This window comes from Massilia sp. P2_C2 (genome assembly GCF_056404615.1).
The window spans coordinates 1-13,895 of record NZ_JBFUDR010000017.1 but is presented as its reverse complement, the minus strand read 5'-3'; the positions used below and the strand labels follow the sequence as shown (position 1 = coordinate 13,895).

Genomic DNA, 13,895 nt, shown 5'->3' with positions numbered 1-13,895 from the left:
ATTTATTCTTGCATGATCCGATGAAATGGACCGCCTGACCGCCGCACGTGTATTCATCGAAGTCGTCGAGCGCGGCAGCCTCACGCAGGCTGCCGACCGGCTGGAGATGTCGCAGGCGATGGTGAGCCGCTACCTGGCCGCCATGGAAGACTGGGTGGGCGCGCGCCTGCTGCACCGGACCACCCGCCGGATCACCCTGACCGACGCCGGCGACGCCGCGCTGGCGTCGTGCCGCCAGTTGCTGGAACTGGCGGAAGACGTGCGCCATGTCGCCGGGCACCGCAACCGCGAACCGGAAGGAAAGCTGCGCGTGGCGACGTCGTCCTCGTTCGCGGAAGCGCAGCTGACGTCGGCCATCGTGGATTTCCAGCGCCGCCACGAGCGCGTGCAGGTCGAACTGCTGGTGGCGGACCGGGCGGTGGACCTCGTCGAGGACCGCATCGACCTCGCCGTACGGCTCACCAATTCGCTCGACCCGGCCGTCGTCGCGCGGCAGCTGGCGCGCTGCCATTCGGTCCTCTGCGCAGCGCCGGATTACATCGCGCGGCACGGCGCGCCGGCCACCATCGACGATCTACAGGCGCACCGCTTCATCACGCACGCCTTCGGCGCCGGCACGTGCTACCGGTTCCGCCACGCCGGCGCCACCGTCGAGGCGCTCGTCAAGGGCACCCTGTTCACGAACGAGACGGCCGTGCTGCGCCGTGCCGTGCTGTCCGGCGCGGGCCTGGGCATGCTGCCCACCTACTTCGTCGGCGACGCGCTGCGGCGGGGCGCACTGGTCCGGCTGTTGCCGGCGTACGAACCGGAGACATTGGGCATCCACGCGGTCTATCTGTCGCGCCGGCACCGGCCGCTGGCCCTGCAGTTGCTGCTCGATTTCCTGGCCGAGCGCTTCGGCGGCGACGTGGCGCCGTGGGACAGGGACTTGCCGCGCTAAGCCTGCGGAAACACCATGCTCGCCTCGAAGCCGGGATCGGCCGGGCGCAGCTCCAGGGTGCCGCCGTGCAGCTGGGTGATGGCGGTGACGATGGACAGGCCCAGGCCGTTGCCCGGCAGGTTGCGGCTCTGGTCCACGCGGTAGAAGCGGCGCGTGATCTTGTCCATGTCGGCGGGCGGCACGCCAGGTCCGTAGTCGCGCACCGCCAGCGCCGGCACCCCGTCCGCCGTCTCGACGCGCACCTCGACGCGGGCGCCGCTGCGGCCATACTTGATGGCGTTGTCGATCAGGCTCGCCAGGGCACTGGCCAGCAGGTCGCGGTCGCCGCGGATAGTCGTCGGCGCGCCGCTGAACGTCAGGGCGATGCCCTGCTCTTCGGCGGCCGCCTCGTACAGCTCCGTCATGTCCTGTGCGATGGCGGCCAGGTCGAGCTTTTCGAACGTGCCGGCGCGCACGCCCGATTCCAGCGCAGCGATCTGCAGCAGCTTGTCGAACAGCGAGATGACGCTGTCGATGTCCTCGATGGCCAGGCGCGCGTCCGCCACGAGCGCATGCGGATCGGCCGAGGCCTGCAGCGCGCGGTCCAGGCGGCTACGCACGCGCGACAGGGGCGTGCGCAGGTCGTGCGCAATCGAGTTCGACACGTGGCGTACGCCCTCCATCAGCGCCTCGATGCGGTCGAGCATGCGGTTGATGTCGTCGCCGAGGCGCGCGAATTCGTCGCTGCCCATCACGACGATGCGGCTGGACAGTTCACCGGCCGCGATGCGCGCCGTCGTGCGGCGGATGCGGCCGATGCGCGCTTCCAGGCGCGAGCGGAACAGCTGGGCACCGAAGAACGCGAGCAGGATCGAGACGGCGGCGCTGACCAGCAGCGCGCGCTCGACGACGGTGCGGATGGCGTCCAGTTCGATCAGGTCGCGCCCGACGATCAGGCGGCTGCCGTCGTCGAGCCGTGTCGCGACGAAGCGCACGGACACCGGCGTGCCGTTGCGCTCCATCTGGCCGAACGCCAGTTCGCCGGACGGCGGCAGGTCGCCGTTCCAGCGGCCCACGTTGCCGGACAGGACGTGGTTGCGCTCGTCGACGAGGCCCACCACTTCGGTGTCGGTGTCGATCAGGTCGTGCAGCTGGGCGTCGATCTCGCGCACGAGGCCGGCGCGGCCGCCGGCGGACCAGGCGTCGGCCAGGTGCGTCTGCACCGTCATGATCTTGTTGTCGATCGAACGCTCGAACACGCCCACGGTGCCGACGTAGACGATGACGGACAGCGCGGCCATCGACGCGGCCACGAGCACGCCGTAGCCGACCGCAAGCCGGAACGCGATCGAACCGCGCAAGCCCGGTGCCGAAGCGGTGCCGCGGTCAGCGCGCGATCGGACCATACGTCGGGGCGGCGCTCAGCACATAGCCGGCACCGCGCACCGTGTGGATCAGGGCCGGATTGAAATCCTTGTCGATCTTGCTGCGCAGGCGGCTGATCTGGACGTCGATGACGTTCGTCTGCGGATCGAAGTGGTATTCCCACACGCCTTCCAGCAGCATCGTGCGGGTGACGATCTGGCCTTCGTGGCGCATCAGGTATTCGAGCAGGCGGAATTCGCGCGGCTGCAGGGTGATGGCCGTGCCCTGGCGCGTCACGCGCATCGTGCGCACGTCGAGCTGCAGGTCGGCCACCTGCAGCACGGTGGCGTCGCGCGACCACGTGTTGCGGCGGCTGAGGTTTTCCACCCGCGCCAGCAGTTCCGACATGACGAACGGCTTGGTGAGATAGTCGTCGCTGCCGGCGCGCAGGCCGCGCACGCGCTCGTCGACGCTGTTCAGGGCAGAGAGGATCAGCACCGGCGTACCGTCGCCGCGGGAACGCATCTGTTCGAGGATGCCGAGGCCGTCGACCTGGCCGGGCAGCATGCGATCGAGCACGACGACGTCCCAGCGCGTCTCCTGCAGGCGGCGGTTGCCCGCCTCGCCGTTGGTTTCCGCCTGCACGGCATAGCCGGCCGCGCGCAAACCACTGCAGAGGTAGTCGCGGGTTTCGGTGTCGTCTTCGATCACGAGGCAGTTCGGCATGATTCGGCTCTTCTTTGGTGAACTATAGCATGGAGGACAATCGTGCCATCACGGCCACGACGTGGTCGATCTGGGCGTGCGTGTGGGCGGCGTTGAGCATGAAGCGCAGGCGCGCCTGGCCCACGGGCACGGCCGGGAACTGGATCGCGTCGACGTGGACACCCTCGGCGCGCAGCGCGCGCTGGAACTGCTGGCAACGCTCGGCGTCGCCGATCAGCACCGGCACGATCGGGGTCTCGGTCGAGGTCAGCGTATAGCCCAGCGGGCGCATGCGCTCGACGAAGTAGCGCTGGTTGTCCCACAGGCGCACGCGGCGCTCCGGCTCTTCCTCCAGGATGTCCAGCGCGGCCAGCAGCGCACTGGCCTGGTCCGGCGGCGGCGGACAGGTGAAGCCGTAGGCGGAACTCGTCAGGCGCAGCACGTCGGCCATCTCGCGCTCCAGCGCCACGAAGCCGCCGATGGCGCCCAGTGCCTTGGACAGCGTCCCCATCTGCATGATCGTGGGGCTGTAGCAGCCATAGTGTTCCGACGTGCCGCCGCCGTGGTCGCCCAGGATGCCGGTCGCGTGGGCGTCGTCGACGTACAGGATCGCACCGTATTTTTCGGCGAGGGCGGTCAGCTCGGGCAGCGGCGCAATGGTACCTTCCATGCTGAACACGCCGTCGCTGACGATGACCGGGCTGACGCCGTCCGCGGCCTTCAGCAGCGACTCCAGGTGGTCCATGTCGGCATGGCGGTACGTATGCCGGTCCGCGCCGGACATCAGGATGCCTTCGCGGATGCTGATGTGGTTGTACTCGTCCGTGAAATAGGCGTACTTGCGGCGCTTGCGGGGCCGGTAACCATGGATGCGCGCCAGCAGGCCGACCTTGACGAGCGTGGACAGCACGCCGATGTTCGTCATGTAGCCCGTGACGAACAGCACGGCGTCGGTCTTGTGCTTCAGGGCGCCCAGGCGGCGCTCCAGTTCGCGGTACACGGGCAGGTCGCCGCCCAGCAGCCGCGATTCGCAGTTGCCGACGCCGTAGCGCTCCAGGCCGGCCTTGGCCGCGCTCACGAGGCGCGGATGATTCGCCAGCGCCAGGTAGTTGTTGGTGCTGAACGATACGGCATCCTGGCCGTTCACGCGGAACACCGGGTCCGGCAACGTGTCGTGGACGGGAGTCTCGTGATGGATGGCGTGGGTCTGCAGCCAGTCTGCAATGTCGGCAAGGTCGTGCATGGGCGGGGTGGTCGGTGATGCTGGGAATGGAGGGCGCTGCCGGATCGACATCGGGTAGCGCTGCAGTATAGGCGAGCGGCCGGTCCGCAAAAATTACGATCAAGTAATGTCTACGTTGAAGCCCATCTTTGTTGTATGCCAACCCACATTACCAAACGGTAATGCGCCGGACAGCGGGCCGGCAGCTATCATCCCCGCTGGCCTCGACCGCCGCTCGATGTCGTGTCGCGCGCGCGTGCGCGCGTTTGTCCCGCCCTTCCACGCATGTCATTGCGGTGCAATATTTTGCAGCCAGGATAGCGCCCGCAGCGGCCGGATATTGCCTTGACGCTAGAAAGGGCGGCCACGTAAAATCCGACCGTTTTCATTTTATGGAGCCCCTTTCATGGGCACTTGTTCGAGTGGCAGTTGTTGCCGGCTGAATGCCGGTCCGGCCCCGGCAAGATAACGCAGGTTCTTCCCCCTGCCGTCATCTCGCCCCGGGCGAATGATGGTATCCCACAACAAACGAATCCTGCCGCACCGCGCGCACCAATCGCTTTGTCAGCGGAGCGTGCGCGCCCTCACCAAGCGCGAATGAAAGGTATGCCGTTCACCGACGGAGATACCGATGTTTCGTAGTTTCACCGGTCGACACTGAGGACGCGATGTTCGAACTGTTCACCCCGGGCCGCACCGGCCGTTCGTTCCTCACGACCACCCCGAACCGCTGGGACTGGGCGTTGCTGCCGCTCGTGCTCGTCGTGCTGGCGCTGGCCGCCTATGGCGCGATGCAGATGGCGCGCCCGTTCGTGCTGGGCCAGCCGACGCCCATCTCGCTAGACCCGGCTTTCCTGCCCTACTACCTGCTGCGCACCATCCTGCGCATGTTCAGCGCCCTCGGCTGCGCGCTGCTGTTCACGTTCACGTTCGCCGTCGTCGCGACGCGCTGGCGCAGCGCCGAAAAGATCATGGTGCCCCTGCTGGACGTGCTGCAGTCCGTGCCCATCCTCGGCTTCCAGGCGATCGCCATCGCCCCGTTCATCGCCCTCTTCCCCGGCAACCTGCTGGGCGTCGAGTGCGCCGCCGTGTTCGCGATCTTCACCTCGCAGGCGTGGAACATGGCATTCAGCCTGTACCAGTCGATGAAGACGATCCCGCCCGAACTGGCGGAAGCGGCGCGCGTGTTCCGGCTGTCGGCCTGGCAGCGCTTCTGGCGCCTGGAACTGCCGTACGCCATGCCGGCGATGCTGTGGAACATGATGATGTCGATGTCCGGCGGCTGGTTCTTCCTCGTCGCGGCCGAGGCGATCTCGGTGGCCGGCCAGGACATCAAGCTGCCCGGCATCGGCGCCTACATCGCCGTCGCCATCGAACAGAAACAAGGTACCGCCATCGCCTGGGCCATCGCCGCCATGTTCGCCGGCATCCTGCTGTACGACCAGCTGTTCTTCCGCCCGCTGCTGGCCTGGGCCGACAAGTTCCGCTTCGAGGAATCGCAGGGCGAACACGCCCAGCAGTCGTGGGTACTGGACTGGGGCCGGCGCAGCGTGTGGATCCGCGCCCTGACCGACCGCATGTGGGTGCTGCTGGCCCGCACGCTCGGCTGGTTCGGCATGCCCGAACCGACGGAGGCGGCGCCTTCCCGCGCGCGCTTCGCGCTCTCGCCCCGCGCGATCGACCGCATCGTCCTCGGGCTCGCGTTGCTGGGCGCCTGGCGCTTCGTCCTGTTCATCCACGCACAGGTCGGCTGGGGAGAAGCGCTGCGCGTCGTGGGCCTCGGCTGCATCACGCTCGTGCGGGTGATGCTGCTGATCGGCCTCGCGTCGCTCGTGTGGGTGCCCGTCGCGGTGTGGATCGGCCTGCGTCCGCGCTACGCCCAGGCCGTGCAGGCGCTCGCGCAATTCCTGGCCGCGTTCCCCGTGAACCTGATGTTCCCGCTCGTCGTGTACGCCCTCGTGCACCTGCGCCTGAACCCGAACGTGTGGCTCAGCCCATTGATGGTGTTCGGCACCCAGTGGTACATCCTGTTCAACGTGGTCGCGGGCGCGTCGACCTTGCCGAACGAGCTGCGCCTCGCGGCCGACAACCTGGGCCTGACGGGCTGGCTCAAATGGAAGCGCGTGTACCTGCCGGCCGTATTCCCGAGCTTCGTCACGGGCGCGATCACGGCGAGCGGCGGCTCGTGGAACGCGAGCATCGTGGCGGAATACGTCACCTGGGGCAAGACGTCGCTCGTGGCCGATGGCCTGGGCAGCTACATCAAGCAGATGACGGACGCCGGCGACTTCCACCGCATCGCCCTCGGCATCGGTGTGATGTGCGTGTTCGTCATGGTGTTGAACCGCTTCTTCTGGCGCAGGCTGTATCTGCTCGCCGAAGACCGCAACCGTTGATGCGCAGGTGGGCTCGGGGAGCCCACCCTACGTCTACCGGACCCGTATGAACCGGGGTAAACGATGAACGAATATCGAACGTAGGGTGGGCACCCCGTGCCCACCACACCGGAATTGGAACCGATTATGGAAAACCTGGTTGAACTGAACGGCGTGAAAAAGGCCTTCCGCAGCGCCGACGGCGCCCCGCGCACCGTACTGGAAGGCGTCGACTTCACCCTGGCCGACGGCGAGATCGTCGCGCTGCTCGGCAAATCCGGCTCCGGCAAGTCGACCTTGCTGCGCATCGTCGCGGGCCTCGTACCGGCCGATGCCGGTAAGGTCGAATACCGGGGACGCCCGATCCGCGGGCCGCTGTCCGGCGTGGCGATGGTRTTCCAGTCGTTCGCGCTGTTCCCCTGGCTGACGGTGCAGCAGAACGTGGAGCTGGGGCTGGAGGCGCAGGGCGTCCCGCCGGCCGTGCGGCGCGAGCGGGCCGACGCCATGCTCGACCTGATCGGCCTGTCCGGCTTCGGCAGCGCGCTGCCGAGGGAGCTGTCGGGCGGCATGCGCCAGCGCGTGGGCATCGCGCGCGCGCTGGTCACGCATCCGGACGTGCTGCTGATGGACGAAGCCTTCTCGGCGCTCGACGTGCTGACGGGCGAGACGCTGCGGGGCGACATCCTCGACCTGTGGGACGGCAAGCGGATCCCCACGCGCGGCATCCTGATCGTCTCGCACAACATCGAGGAAGCGGTCATGATGGCCGACCGCATCATCATCTTCTCGAGCGATCCGGGGCGCGTGCGCCACGAAATCCGCATCGACCTGCCGCGCCCGCGCAATGCCGACGCGCCGGAAGTGCGCGCCCTCGTCGACGAGGTCTACGGCCTGATGACGATGCGTCCCGCCGCCGTCGCGACCGGCACCGCGCTGCCGGCGGCCGTCGACTACCGCCTGCCGGACACGGACGTCGGCCGCATCGAGAGCGTGCTGGACCTGCTGGCCGGCGCGCCGTACGACGGCCGCGCCGACCTGCCGCAACTGTCGGAAGACACCGAGCTGCCGGACGAGGAACTGTTCCCCACGTACGAGGCGCTGGGCCTGCTCGGCCTGGCCAGCGTCGAGCGCGGCGACATCGCCCTCACGGGGCTGGGCCTGCGCTACGTCCAGGCCGACCAGGCGCAACGCCAGGCGCTGTTCGGCCAGCAGCTATTGAAAAACGTGCCGCTGGCCGCGCGCATCCACCGCCAGCTGCAGGACGAGCCCGGCGGCGCGCTGCCGGAAGACCCGTTCATCGACCTGCTGGAAGACGCGCTGGAGGCGGACCAGGCCAAGCGCATGCTGGAAGTCGCGATCGAATGGGGTCGCTATGGCGAGCTGTACGAGTATGACTATCACACGGGCCGGCTGAAGCTGCCGGGTACGGGCAACGCGAAGGAGTGACCCGTCTCGCAAAACGTGAATATACATACGCGACCATGAATAGAGCATCTATGCGTAACGATGTTGTTAATCTGAACTTGTCGGGCTCGCCAAGGTCAAACAGCACGTCCCTTCATGACTCATTGACGATGCTTCTTGCCCATCGCATCAGGCTTGACCCGACGCCTGCACAACGCGACTATTTCGCACGCGCGGCCAGCACCGCGCGGCGGGTCTGGAACTGGGCACTGGCAGAATGGAACTGCCAGGTCGCCGCCGGCTTGAGGCCGAATGCGATGATCCTGAAGAAGCAGTTCAATCGCATCAAGTATTCTGATCCGGACTGGCTGGACGACGACGGCCAGCCCTGGCTGCGCACGATCCACCGCGATGCCCATGCACAGCCCTTCGCGAACCTCGCGAAAGCGTGGTCTCGCTACTTCGAACAGCGTCGCGCCGGCCAGAAGGCGCACCGGCCACGCTATAAAAAGAAAGGGCGTTGTCGCGATGCGTTTTATGTGGCCAACGATAAATTCCGCATCGAAGGTGCGGCAGTGGTGCTGCCGAAGATCGGACGAGTACCACTTCGTGAGCATTTGCGCTGGCCCGGCAGGATCATGGGAGCGAGCGTTGGACGTGACGCCGACCACTGGTATCTCGCGGTACAGGTCGACGTGCCGGATCAGGTCGCGCATCTTCACCGCAAGGGCGACTGTGTCACCGGCGTTGACCTGGGCGTGAACGCCGCCGCCACACTGTCCAGCGGCGAAAAAATTACGGCACCGCGGCCACTTGCGGCGGCACTGCGGCGTCTGCGTATCCGCTCGCGGCGCCAGTCGCGCAAGCTGAAAGCAGCCATGGTAGTCGCGGGCATCACAGGACCGATCCCGAAGGGCATGCGGCTCTCAGTATCGAAGAACCGAACCTGTGGCGCACGCGCACTGGCCCGTCTGCACGCACGCATAGCCCGCGTGCGCGCGGATTTCGTGCACAAGCTGACCACTCGATTGTGCCGCGAAAATCAAACGGTCGTGATCGAGGATTTGAATGTGCGCGGAATGCTGGCCAACGCGCGTCTGGCGCGCGCGATCTCCGATGTCGGGTTTTACGAGTTCAGGCGCCAGTTGCAATATAAGGCTCCGCGCTACGGCGCCCAGCTCGTGCTGGCCGATCGTTGGTATCCGTCGAGCAAGCTGTGTTCCGCGTGCGGCGATAAGTATGCCGCACTGGGGCTGGAGGAGCGCACCTGGACCTGCGCCGCTTGTGGTGCGCATCACGACCGCGACGTGAACGCGGCGATCAATCTGCAACGGCTCGCAACCGGCGCCCTCGCGGCGCAATCTGCGCTACCCGTGGCGAGTCCGGCGGCAACGCCGGGCACTGCCGCCGGCGATGGGCCGGTGGGAGGCGGGAAAGTCACGCCTGTCAGGTACGAGCACGGTCAACAGGACGGCTCGGGGCAGGAAGATAACGGTGTAAATTTGTGTACATCTTTTTGAAAGCAGTGACATGGAARGCATCGAAATCACGGGAGACTCGAAACTCGACCGCAAAGTCGCGCTGACGGTGGCGCTGCTGGCGTCGTTCATGGGCGTCTGCAAGATCAAGGACGACAACATCGTGCAGGCCATGCAGCAGGCGCAGGCCGACAAGATCGACCACTGGTCGTTCTACCAGGCCCGCAACCTGCGCCAGGAGCAGGCGCACACGACGCTGCTGCAGCTGCGCMTCGCGGCCGCCGGCCGCCCCGCCGGCGAGCAGGCCGGCTACAGCGCCGCGATCGCGGAGCTGGAAAAGCTGGAAAGCGACCAGGCGCAGAAAAAGGGCGACGTGCTGGCGCAGGCGAAGCAGGACCAGGTGACGTACGATGCGCTGAACTACCGCGACGACCAGTTCGACCTGTCGGATGCGACGCTGGCACTGGCCTTGTCGCTGCTGGCCGTCACCACGCTGACGCGCCAGCGCTGGCTGTATCTCGCGGCGCTGGTGCCGACGGCGGTCGGGGTGTTCTATGGCGTGGCCGGGTTGGCCGGGTTGCCGTTCCACCCGGCGTGGCTCACCGGGTTGTTGTCATAAATCGAGTAAACCGCCGTAGGGTGGGCACACCGTGCCCACGCGAACGCCGGCATCATGCAAACGTCCGCGTGGGCACAGGGGTGCCCACCCTACGTCAAACGATGCCGAGCGCCTGTTTTTGCAGGCCGACCAACTCGCGAATCCCCTGCTCCGCCAGATCGAGCAACCGGTCCATGCCCTCCCGGTCGAAGGCCGCCCCTTCGGCCGTGCCCTGCACCTCGACGAAGTGGCCGGCATCCGTCATGACCACGTTCATGTCGGTGTCGCACCCCGAATCCTCCACGTAGTCCAGGTCCAGCACGGTCAGGCCGCCCACCACGCCTACCGAGATCGCCGCGACGAAATGCTTGATCGGCACGGCCGGGATCAGGCCCGCCGCCACGAGGCGCGAGAACGCATCGTAGGCCGCCACCATCGCGCCCGTGATCGACGCCGTGCGCGTGCCGCCGTCGGCCTGGATCACGTCGCAGTCCAGGTGCAGCGTGCGTTCGCCGAACGCTTCCAGGTCGAACGCGGCGCGCAGCGAACGGCCGATCAGGCGCTGGATTTCCTGCGTGCGGCCGGACTGCTTACCGCGCGCCGCCTCGCGGTCCATGCGGGTGTGCGTGGACCGCGGCAGCATGCCGTATTCCGCCGTCAGCCAGCCCTGCCCTTTCCCTTTCAGGAAGCCCGGCACCTTTTCCTCGATGCTGGCGGTGCAGATCACCTTCGTGTCGCCGCATTCGATCAGCACGGAGCCTTCCGCGTGCTTCGTGTACTGGCGGGTGATGCGGATGTCGCGCAGCTGGTCGACGGCGCGGCCACTGGGGCGGAGGGGTTTGATCATGGAGATCCTTTTTTCGGTTTTCAGTTGTTGGTCGGTTTCAGTACCTGCGACGACTTCTCGATCGCGTCGCGGATCTCCGCGATCGCCTTCTCGATGTCGTCCTCGTCGAACGGGTCGACGGGTCCGGGCGCGGCGCCGGGGTCGATGCGGCTCGCGACCTCGCCCTCGGGTATCAGCTGCGTCGAGACGACGCTCGGGTCGGCGGCAGTCGCCGGTGTGCCCGCGCCCTGCCACTGGATGGCGAGGGCCGTCACGTTGTCGCTGCGGCTGCCCGCGATGCTGGTCGCCATCGCGACCATATCCGGTACCGCCTGCACGACGGCGCCCGCGGCCAGGCGGTGCGCGATCTCGGTGTCGGGCAGGACGGACCACAGGCCGTCGGAACACAGCAGCAGGACATCGCCCGGCTGCAGGCTGGCCTGGCGCGACAGCTCGACCTTCGGCAGCGCCGACGCGCCCAGGCAGTTGTACAGTTTATTACGGTCCGGGTGCGTGGCGCGCTCGCTGGCGTCGGCCTGTCCTTTCGCGATCAGGTATTCGATGTGCGAATGGTCGCGTGTGCACCCGAGGATCTGGCCGCGGCGCAGCCAGTACAGGCGCGAATCGCCGCAATGGGCCCAGACGGCGCAGTTGTGCTGCACGAGGCAGGCGACGATGGTCGTGCGCGGGCTCTCCGGCATGGCGTGCTCGCGGGCGTAGCGCAGGATGTCGTCATGGGCCTGGCGCAGGCCCTCCTCGAGGAAGCGCTCGGGCTTGCGTACGTATGGCGTGGCCTGCGCCTTGAAGCGCGCGGCCAGGCTTTGCAGGGCGATCGTGGCCGCGACCTCGCCGCGCAGGTGGCCGCCCATGCCGTCCGCCAGCACGAGCAGCAACGCCTCGCGCGTGTACAGGTAGCCCATGCGGTCCTGGTTGAGTTTACGGCCGCCGATGTGGCTTTGCTGGTAGACAGAAAATTGCATGTGGGCTCCTCAGGCACGTCCGCGGCCGAAGCCGATGCGTTCGACGAGGCCGCGCCAGCCCGAGGCAGGCGCAGCTTCCGTGATGGCTTCCTGCGGCCCGTCCGCCGCAGGTAGCGCGCTCAGGCCGGCCTGCAACAACTTCTGCACGGCGAACACGCTCTGCGGCCGCGCCAGCGGATCGAGGGCCAGGCAGGACTTCACCATCGCCACCAGACCCGGCGTATAAGCGCCTTCCAGCTGCGCAAACCGGGCGTCCAGCGTGTCGGCCATGTTGTTGGCCATCCCGCGCTGGTCGGCCGGCTGCGGCGGCGTGCCCGCCATGCAGGCGAATATCGCGGCGCCAATGCTGTAGATGTCCGTCCACGGCCCCAGCGCGCTCCCCTTCGCATACAGCTCGGGCGCCGCGAAGCCGGGCGTGTACATCGGGGCCAGCGTCGGCGCATCCGTATTGATGGTCTGGCGCGCGGCGCCGAAGTCGAGCAGCATGGGCGAGCCGTCCGTGCGCAGGTAGATGTTGGCCGGTTTCAGGTCCAGGTGCAACAATTTGTTCGCATGGACTTCACGCAGGCCGGCGCAGACGCCGTGGAAGACCTGGCGGATGAACGGTTCGCCGGCGCGGCTGCCCTTCGCGACCAGGCGCGCGGCGTATTCCTGCAGCGAATGGCCGGATTCGTAGGCCATCACCATGTAGACCGTGTCGTTGGCGCGGAAAAAATTCAGCACGCGCACGACGTTCGGATGGACGATGCGCGCCAGCGCCCGCCCCTCCTCGAAGAAGCATTTCAGGCCGATGCGGAACACGGGCAGGTTGGCCTTGGCGATCGCGGGCACCAGTTCGCCCGGCGCACGCAACGCGAGCGCGCTGGGCAGGTATTCCTTGATTGCCACCGCATTGCCGTCGCCGTCATATGCTAGATAAACAATACTGAACCCGCCGGACGCAATTTTCTTTACAATGCGATATCCGCCAATTTCCAGCCCATCGGGCAGGGGAGCATTATTCTGGGCAGCCATTTGGGAAAGTATTCCTTGCTAAACACGGCGATTGTGTGGATAAATCACCGCTTTGTAAAGAATAAGGGAATCTCGCAAAACCAAAGCGCGCGGATTCCGGAAACCGGGGACTCCATTGAGCATTTCTAGCATGACAGGTTATGCGGTCGCCACAAGCGAAGGCGCTGCCGGCACGCTGACGATCGAGATCAAGAGCGTCAATTCGCGCTTCCTCGACCTGCAGTTTCGCATCAACGACGAGTTACGTGCGCTGGAACCGGACCTGCGCTCCGCCATCATGGCCGCCATCACGCGCGGCAAGGTCGAGGTCAGGCTGTCGTTCGGCCGCAAGGCCACCACCGGCTCCCAGGCCCTGAACCACGCCCTGCTGGCCGACCTCGCCCGGTTGCAGACCGAGGTCACGCGCCATTTCGTTTCTGCCCCCCTGATGACGGTAGCCGAGCTGCTGCGCTGGCCGGGCGTCATCGAGGAAGCGCAGATCGGCCAGGAATCCCTGCAGGCCGACGTCGCCGCCCTCGCCGCGAAAACGATTGCGGCCTTCGTCGACAGCCGCAAGCGCGAAGGCGCGGCGCTGGAAGCGATGCTGATCTCGCGCATCGAAGCGATGGAAGCCATCGTCAAGCGCATCACCCCCCTGATCCCGCAGGTCATCGCCCAGTTCCAGCAGAAAGCCATCGAGCGCATGCAGGACGCCCTGGGCCTGGCCGGCCACGGCAACCCGCAAGTGCTCACGCGCCAGGAAGTCTTCGAACGCATCCGCCAGGAAGTCACCCTGTACGGCATCCGCATCGATGTCTCGGAAGAATTGTCGCGCCTGACGGCGCACCTGAACGAGACCCGCCACATCCTGAAGAAAGGCGGCCAGGTCGGCAAGCGCCTCGACTTCATGATGCAGGAACTGAACCGCGAAGCAAATACGCTGGGTGCCAAGGCGTCGGTCAAGGAACTGGCCGATGCGTCGATGGAACTCAAGCTGCTCATTGAGCAGATGCGCGAACAGGTTCAGAAT

Annotated in this window: 12 protein-coding genes; 6 read left to right on the top strand and 6 right to left on the bottom strand. The window is 66.7% G+C overall.

The genetic code is table 11. From position 1 onward, the window contains the following. Positions 1–25 precede the first annotated feature (25 nt). The gene (locus AC1DYX_RS03760; RefSeq protein ID WP_477256404.1) at positions 26–940 is read left to right on the top strand and encodes a LysR family transcriptional regulator; all 915 of its coding nucleotides are present in this window, start codon (positions 26–28) and stop codon (positions 938–940) included. Here the strand turns inward: AC1DYX_RS03760 and AC1DYX_RS03755 are convergent. The 3 genes from AC1DYX_RS03755 to AC1DYX_RS03745 are packed head-to-tail and all read right to left on the bottom strand — an operon-like array spanning position 937 to position 4,232. Next, complete coding sequence (locus AC1DYX_RS03755; protein WP_477256402.1) at positions 937–2,280, bottom strand: sensor histidine kinase; 1,344 nt, start codon at positions 2,278–2,280, stop codon at positions 937–939. The two genes, AC1DYX_RS03760 and AC1DYX_RS03755, sit on opposite strands and share 4 nt — an antisense overlap. A 25-nt stretch (positions 2,281–2,305) precedes the next feature. Next, positions 2,306–3,010, bottom strand: coding sequence for a response regulator transcription factor (locus AC1DYX_RS03750; RefSeq protein WP_477256400.1), 705 nt, complete (start codon positions 3,008–3,010; stop codon positions 2,306–2,308). Between the two features lie 22 nt (positions 3,011–3,032). After that, entirely contained in the window at positions 3,033–4,232 is a 1,200-nt protein-coding gene (locus AC1DYX_RS03745) for an aminotransferase class I/II-fold pyridoxal phosphate-dependent enzyme (RefSeq protein WP_477256398.1), read from the bottom strand. A 647-nt stretch (positions 4,233–4,879) separates the two neighbouring features. On the opposite strand from AC1DYX_RS03745, the gene AC1DYX_RS03740 reads away from it, so the two are divergent. The 4 genes from AC1DYX_RS03740 to AC1DYX_RS03725 all read left to right on the top strand — a co-directional run bounded on the left by AC1DYX_RS03740 (position 4,880) and on the right by AC1DYX_RS03725 (position 10,087). Beyond that, on the top strand, positions 4,880–6,607 hold the full coding sequence (locus AC1DYX_RS03740; protein ID WP_477256396.1) for an ABC transporter permease: 1,728 nt from the start codon (positions 4,880–4,882) through the stop codon (positions 6,605–6,607). Between the two features lie 126 nt (positions 6,608–6,733). Continuing rightward, a complete protein-coding gene (locus AC1DYX_RS03735; RefSeq protein ID WP_477256394.1) occupies positions 6,734–8,032 on the top strand; it encodes an ABC transporter ATP-binding protein in 1,299 nt (432 codons plus the stop codon). A gap of 50 nt (positions 8,033–8,082) precedes the next feature. Beyond that, the gene (locus tag AC1DYX_RS03730; protein ID WP_477256392.1) at positions 8,083–9,510 is read left to right on the top strand and encodes an RNA-guided endonuclease InsQ/TnpB family protein; all 1,428 of its coding nucleotides are present in this window, start codon (positions 8,083–8,085) and stop codon (positions 9,508–9,510) included. A gap of 10 nt (positions 9,511–9,520) precedes the next feature. After that, positions 9,521–10,087, top strand: coding sequence for a DUF4337 domain-containing protein (locus tag AC1DYX_RS03725; protein ID WP_477256390.1), 567 nt, complete (start codon positions 9,521–9,523; stop codon positions 10,085–10,087). Between the two features lie 94 nt (positions 10,088–10,181). On the opposite strand, the gene rph is transcribed toward AC1DYX_RS03725, so the two are convergent. From rph to AC1DYX_RS03710, 3 genes are read right to left on the bottom strand one after another with little or no spacing between them, the layout of a single operon-like run. After that, complete coding sequence (rph, locus tag AC1DYX_RS03720) at positions 10,182–10,913, bottom strand: ribonuclease PH (protein ID WP_477256388.1); 732 nt, start codon at positions 10,911–10,913, stop codon at positions 10,182–10,184. 20 nt (positions 10,914–10,933) lie between these two features. Continuing rightward, positions 10,934–11,872, bottom strand: a complete 939-nt coding sequence (locus AC1DYX_RS03715) for a PP2C family protein-serine/threonine phosphatase (protein ID WP_477256386.1) — start codon at positions 11,870–11,872, stop codon at positions 10,934–10,936. 9 nt (positions 11,873–11,881) lie between these two features. Continuing rightward, positions 11,882–12,886, bottom strand: a complete 1,005-nt coding sequence (locus AC1DYX_RS03710) for a serine/threonine protein kinase (protein WP_477256384.1) — start codon at positions 12,884–12,886, stop codon at positions 11,882–11,884. Positions 12,887–13,016: 130 nt separating this feature from the next. Here AC1DYX_RS03710 and AC1DYX_RS03705 point away from each other — a divergent pair. Further along, positions 13,017–13,895, top strand: an 879-nt coding sequence (locus tag AC1DYX_RS03705; protein WP_477256382.1) for a YicC/YloC family endoribonuclease, incomplete at its 3' end; no start/stop codon positions are given.

Excerpts from the sequence above, each read along its gene's own strand:
- AC1DYX_RS03730 (WP_477256392.1), top strand. The coding sequence starts at position 8,083 with ATGCGTAACGATGTTGTTAATCTGAACTTGTCGGGCTCGCCAAGGTCA.
- AC1DYX_RS03760 (WP_477256404.1), top strand. The coding sequence starts at position 26 with ATGGACCGCCTGACCGCCGCACGTGTATTCATCGAAGTCGTCGAGCGC.
- AC1DYX_RS03740 (WP_477256396.1), top strand. The coding sequence starts at position 4,880 with ATGTTCGAACTGTTCACCCCGGGCCGCACCGGCCGTTCGTTCCTCACG.
- AC1DYX_RS03715 (WP_477256386.1), bottom strand. The coding sequence starts at position 11,872 with ATGCAATTTTCTGTCTACCAGCAAAGCCACATCGGCGGCCGTAAACTC.
- AC1DYX_RS03750 (WP_477256400.1), bottom strand. The coding sequence starts at position 3,010 with ATGCCGAACTGCCTCGTGATCGAAGACGACACCGAAACCCGCGACTAC.
- rph (WP_477256388.1), bottom strand. The coding sequence starts at position 10,913 with ATGATCAAACCCCTCCGCCCCAGTGGCCGCGCCGTCGACCAGCTGCGC.
- AC1DYX_RS03745 (WP_477256398.1), bottom strand. The coding sequence starts at position 4,232 with ATGCACGACCTTGCCGACATTGCAGACTGGCTGCAGACCCACGCCATC.
- AC1DYX_RS03710 (WP_477256384.1), bottom strand. The coding sequence starts at position 12,886 with ATGGCTGCCCAGAATAATGCTCCCCTGCCCGATGGGCTGGAAATTGGC.